Source organism: Halomonas sp. 3D7M, assembly GCF_014897885.1.
GTDB lineage: Bacteria > Pseudomonadota > Gammaproteobacteria > Pseudomonadales > Halomonadaceae > Vreelandella.
This window is the reverse complement of the sequence record NZ_JABUZF010000104.1, coordinates 1-5,500: the sequence shown is the minus strand read 5'-3', so window position 1 is coordinate 5,500 and position 5,500 is coordinate 1. Positions and strand designations below refer to the sequence as shown.

Below are 5,500 nucleotides of genomic sequence, written 5' to 3'. Positions count from 1 at the left end.
GCTCGACACCTTTATGGACTCGTCTATCAAGATCTGCGGTGAAGTGGTGCTACGCATTCACCACCACCTGCTAATTAGTGAAACCACGCGTCGGGATAAGGTCTCACGCATCTATTCCCACCCTCAATCGTTTGGCCAGTGCCGTAAATGGCTTGATGCTCACTATCCCCACGCTGAGCGGGTGCCAGTTTCCTCTAACGCAGAAGCTGCCAAGCTGGTCAAAACAGAGTGGCACAGTGCAGCAATTGCCGGAGATATGGCGGCCAAACTGTATGGTCTAGAGCGCATTGCCGAAAAGATTGAAGATCGCCCTGATAATTCCACGCGCTTTCTGATTATTGGTAATCAAGATGTGCCGATATCTGGCGAGGATAAAACCTCAATTGTTGTCGCTATGCGTAACCAGCCCGGTGCACTGCATGATCTGTTGGAACCGTTCCATCGTCACCGCATTGATTTAACGCGGATCGAAACACGGCCTTCGCGGACTGGTGTTTGGAATTATGTGTTCTTTATCGATTTCAAAGGGCATCGGGATGAGCCGCAGGTAGCGGCAGTGCTCGAAGAAGTAAGACTACGTGCTTCTGAGCTGCGTGTGCTTGGCTCCTATCCTCTAGGCGTGCTGTGACGGAGTGTGCTGTGCAAGCGTTGGAATCTAGCGCTGGAGTTCGCTCATCTTGCCAAGAGTCGCACCTACTGATTGTTGGCCTTGGCTTGATCGGAGGGTCGCTGGCCGCCGCGCTACGGCACTCAGGTTTCAAAGGGCATATTTCAGCGTGTGACCCCAATGCGTCAGAAATCGCCTTGGGGATTGATTTAGGATTGATAGATCATGGCGGTTCGCAGCTAGCAGAACTGCTTGATGACGTCTCTATGGTGATTTTGGCTGTACCGGTATTGGCCATGGAGAGTGTGATGACCACCCTGGCAGGTTCGCTTCACCGTGCGTCTAAAAACGTGGTGATTACCGATGTGGGCAGCACGAAAGCGACGATCCGTGACTGTGCTGTGCGTGCCTTCGGGGAAATGCCCCCTACAGTGGTGCTAGGTCATCCTATTGCAGGCTCTGAAAAAAGTGGTGTTGCTGCAGCAGACCCCGCCCTCTATATCAATCACAAAGTGATACTAACGCCGGAGCCGAATGTCGACGCAGGAGCGCTTGCGCGGGTTGAGGCGTTGTGGTCTGCCGCTGGCGCAGACGTACTGCAAATGAGTGTAGAGCGGCACGACCAAGTGTTGGCGCGTACCAGTCATTTGCCGCATTTACTGGCATTTTCGTTGGTCGATACGCTGGCACGTCAAGACGAGCGGCTAGAAATCTTTCGCTATGCAGCCGGCGGGTTTCGTGATTTTACCCGTATCGCGGGCAGCGACCCTGTTATGTGGCGAGATATCTTTATTGCCAACCGGGACGCCGTCTTGTCGTCGTTAGATGATTTTGAGGCGGGGCTTACTCGGTTGCGGAAGGCGGTGGAAAGTGGCGATAGCGATGCCCTTATTGCAACGTTTGATCGTGCCAGTCATGCACGCCATTATTTTGATACGTTATTGAATAAAACCAGCTATCAGGCGGAATATCATATGCAACCACACGGTAAAGTGACTTATCGGGTGCAGCCGGGCGGCCAGGCGCAAGGCCGTCTGCGTGTGCCGGGCGATAAATCAATGTCCCATCGCTCCATCATGCTGGGTGCTCTGGCGGAGGGAGTCACCGAGGTTAAAGGGTTTCTTGAAGGTGAGGACAGTCTTGCGACACTGCAGTCTTTTCGTGAAATGGGTGTTGCCATTGAAGGGCCATATCAGGGGCGGGTTACTATTCATGGCGTAGGGATGCATGGCTTGAAAGCTCCGGCAGGCCCTCTGTACGTGGGTAATTCAGGTACTGCCATGCGCCTGTTTGCGGGATTATTGGCAGGCCAAGCGTTTGATAGTGAGCTAACCGGTGACGAGTCGTTAACCAAGCGGCCAATGGGGCGTGTTGCTGACCCTCTGCGTTTGATGGGTGCGACTATCGACACCGCTGAAGGTGGCCGCCCGCCACTCAGGATCAAAGGTGGCGCCGCATTGCAGGGTATTTACTACGACATGCCCATGGCCAGTGCGCAGGTGAAATCCTGCTTGCTGTTAGCCGGTATGTACGCCGAAGGTGAAACTCGCGTGCGTGAGCCAGCGCCTACTCGCGATCACACCGAGCGTATGCTTAATGGTTTTGGCTACGAGGTCTCGCGCGAGGGCGATACTTGCTGGCTTCAAGGTGGCGGTAAGCTGACGGCAGGCCCGATAGATGTCCCTTCTGATATTTCTTCTGCCACGTTCTTCCTCGTCGCTGCGGCAATTACGCCAGGGGCTGACATTACCCTTGAGCACGTGGGTATCAACCCTACGCGCGTTGGTGTGATTAACATCCTCAGCCTGATGGGCGCTGACTTAACGCTTGAAAATGAGCACGAGGTAGGCGGTGAGCCGGTGGCGGATATCCGTATTCGCTATGCGCCATTAAAAGGGATTGATATCCCGGTTGATCAAGTACCGCTTGCCATTGATGAATTCCCTGCACTATTTATCGCGGCTGCTAACGCGCAAGGCAAAACGCGCTTGCGCGGTGCTGAAGAGCTGCGGGTCAAAGAGTCTGATCGGATTCAGGCAATGGCCGATGGGCTGGCGATACTAGGCGTTGAACACACAGTTGTTGAAGATGGTATTGATATTGTTGGCAATGCTGACGATGCCGTGGCGAGCTATGGCGGTGGTCGTATTGATAGCTTAGGTGATCACCGTATTGCCATGGCGTTTGCAATAGCCTCTTTGCGTGCAAGCGATGAGATTATTATTGATGACTGCGCTAATGTGGCCACTTCTTTCCCTGATTTTGTGACCTTGGCGCAGCGTATCGGCATGCAGGTAAGTGTGGAGGGAGCTAATGCCGATTAACGCCCCTGTGCTAACGATTGACGGACCAGGTGGTGCAGGTAAAGGCACCATCAGTGGGTTGGTCGCCGAACGCCTGGGGTGGCACCTGTTAGACAGTGGGGCGCTTTATCGGCTTACTGCTCAGGCAGCTTTAAAGCATAATGTGGCGTTGGATGATGAGGCGTCGTTGGCATTGCTTGCTGCGCAGCTTGATGTCGCTTTCCCAGTACAAGGTGGGCAATCTCAAACGCTTTTAGAAGGTGAAGACGTTTCCCGAGCGATACGCACAGAGCAGGCTGGTGAGCGCGCATCCCGTGTGGCGGCGCTACCGCAAGTTCGTGAAGCATTGCTTCAGCGTCAGCGAGATTTTCAACAACCGCCAGGCCTGGTAGCCGACGGCCGTGATATGGGAACCGTCGTGTTCCCTGATGCGCCATTAAAAATTTTTCTGACTGCAAGTGCGCAGGAGCGGGCTCGGCGTAGGCATCTACAGTTGCAGGAAGCCGGGGTGGATGCTAGTCTATCGAGTCTTTTAAAGGAGATTCAGGCACGCGATGCACGCGATACGCAGCGCAGTGTGGCTCCTCTCAAGCCGGCAGATGATGCCATAACGCTTGATACCACATGCCTGAGCATACCGGAAGTGGTTGATCAGTTGACCGAATTACTAGACCAACGTGGCATAGTAAGCGGCAGTTGATTCTCCCTTGCGGCGTTTTTGGAAAGGTGTCACGACGTGGCAGGGCGATAACTCCATATCAGAGAGCCCGGTCAGGTCTAACCAGCGCTAACACCTCCAAAAGCTGAATGACATTAGGCCCGTACTTGCTGGTGGTACGGAGAAGGCATTTATGCCTCAACAACGTTGATCACGTAGGAAAACCATGAGCGAAAGCTTTGCTGAACTGTTTGAACAGTCTCTTAACGACATCAACATGGAGCCAGGCGCAATTGTCGCGGCTCAGGTTGTCGACATTGACGGTGACTGGGTTACCGTTAACGCTGGTCTGAAATCTGAAGGTCAGATCCCTGCGTCACAATTCCGCGATGAGAACGGTGAACTGACCATCGCTATCGGTGACGACGTGCACGTTGCACTTGAAGCCGTAGAAGATGGCTTCGGTGAAACGCGTCTGTCCCGTGAAAAAGCCAAGCGCGCAGAAGCTTGGAAGATTCTGGAAGCAGCCTTCGAGAAAGACGAAGTCGTCAAGGGCGTGATCAACGGTAAGGTCAAAGGCGGCTTCACCGTCGACGTCGACTCTATCCGTGCCTTCTTGCCGGGCTCTCTGGTTGACGTTCGTCCGGTTCGTGATACTGCGCACCTGGAAAACAAAGAGCTAGACTTCAAAGTCATCAAGCTTGACCCGAAGCGCAACAACGTCGTTGTTTCGCGTCGTGCTGTATTGGAAGCTGAAAACAGTGCTGAGCGTGAAGCACTGCTGGCAACCCTGCAGGAAGGTCAGCAAATCAAAGGTATCGTTAAGAACCTGACTGATTACGGTGCCTTCGTTGATCTCGGCGGCGTTGATGGTCTGCTGCACATCACTGATATGGCGTGGAAGCGCATCAAGCATCCGTCCGAAATCGTTGCTGTTGGCGACGAAATCAACGTCAAAGTGCTGAAGTTTGACCGTGAGCGTAACCGCGTATCACTAGGTCTTAAGCAGCTGGGTGAAGATCCTTGGGTCAACATCAAAGACCGTTACCCGGAAGGCACCAAAGTGCACGCAGTTGTCACTAATCTGACTGACTACGGCTGCTTTGCTGAGCTGGAAGAGGGCGTCGAAGGTCTGGTTCACGTTTCAGAAATGGACTGGACTAACAAGAATATCCATCCGTCTAAAGTTGTCCAAGTGGGCGACGATGTTGACGTTATGGTTCTTGACATCGATGAAGAGCGTCGTCGTATTTCTCTGGGTATCAAGCAGTGTACTGCTAACCCATGGGAAACTTTCAACGCTGAATACAACAAGGGCGACCGTGTTTCAGGTACCATCAAGTCAATCACTGACTTCGGTATCTTTATCGGCCTTGAAGGCGGTATTGATGGTCTGGTTCACCTGTCCGATATCTCTTGGACAGAAACTGGCGAAGAAGCCGTCCGTAACTTCAAGAAAGGTGACGAAGCTGAAGCCGTTATTCTTTCAATCGATCCTGAGCGTGAGCGTATCTCCTTAGGTATTAAGCAAATGGATTCCGATCCAGTAGCTGAATATCTGTCGGTTAACGACAAAGGTAGCATCGTTACAGGCCGTATCGTAGAAGTTGATGCCAAAGAAGCACACGTTGAGCTAGCGACTGATGTTGTTGCTATCCTCAAGGCGTCTGAAATCAGTGCTGATCGCATTGAAGATGCCCGTAACGTGCTGAATGAAGGCGATAGCATTGAAGCGCGTATCGTAAGCGTTGATCGTAAGAGCCGTCAGATCAGTCTGTCGGTTAAAGCGAAAGAGCAAGATGATACTCGTCAAAATCTGAAGAAGCTGCGTGATCAAGAGCCGGAAGCAGGTGGTCCGACCACTATCGGTGATCTAATCAAACAGCAGATGGGCCAAGACTAATTAAGTAGTTGATAGTCTTGAAAAACGCC

At 52.7% G+C, this 5,500-nt stretch carries 4 protein-coding genes; all 4 read left to right on the top strand.

Going from position 1 to position 5,500, the window contains the following annotated elements; translation table 11 throughout:
- The coding region (gene pheA, locus INT22_RS04665) for a prephenate dehydratase (protein ID WP_193067767.1) at positions 1-628 on the top strand (628 nt) is incomplete at its 5' end.
- Positions 629-639: 11 nt separating this feature from the next.
- Positions 640-2,931: a bifunctional prephenate dehydrogenase/3-phosphoshikimate 1-carboxyvinyltransferase gene (locus tag INT22_RS04660; RefSeq protein ID WP_193060197.1), complete on the top strand. Its 2,292-nt coding sequence runs from the start codon at positions 640-642 to the stop codon at positions 2,929-2,931.
- A complete protein-coding gene (gene cmk, locus INT22_RS04655) occupies positions 2,921-3,610 on the top strand; it encodes a (d)CMP kinase (RefSeq protein ID WP_193060198.1) in 690 nt (229 codons plus the stop codon). Before INT22_RS04660 ends, cmk begins: the two co-directional genes overlap by 11 nt.
- A gap of 184 nt (positions 3,611-3,794) precedes the next feature.
- Positions 3,795-5,471 (top strand): 30S ribosomal protein S1, encoded by a 1,677-nt coding sequence (rpsA, locus tag INT22_RS04650; protein WP_089038441.1) that lies wholly within the window; start codon positions 3,795-3,797, stop codon positions 5,469-5,471.
- Positions 5,472-5,500: the final 29 nt, after the last annotated feature.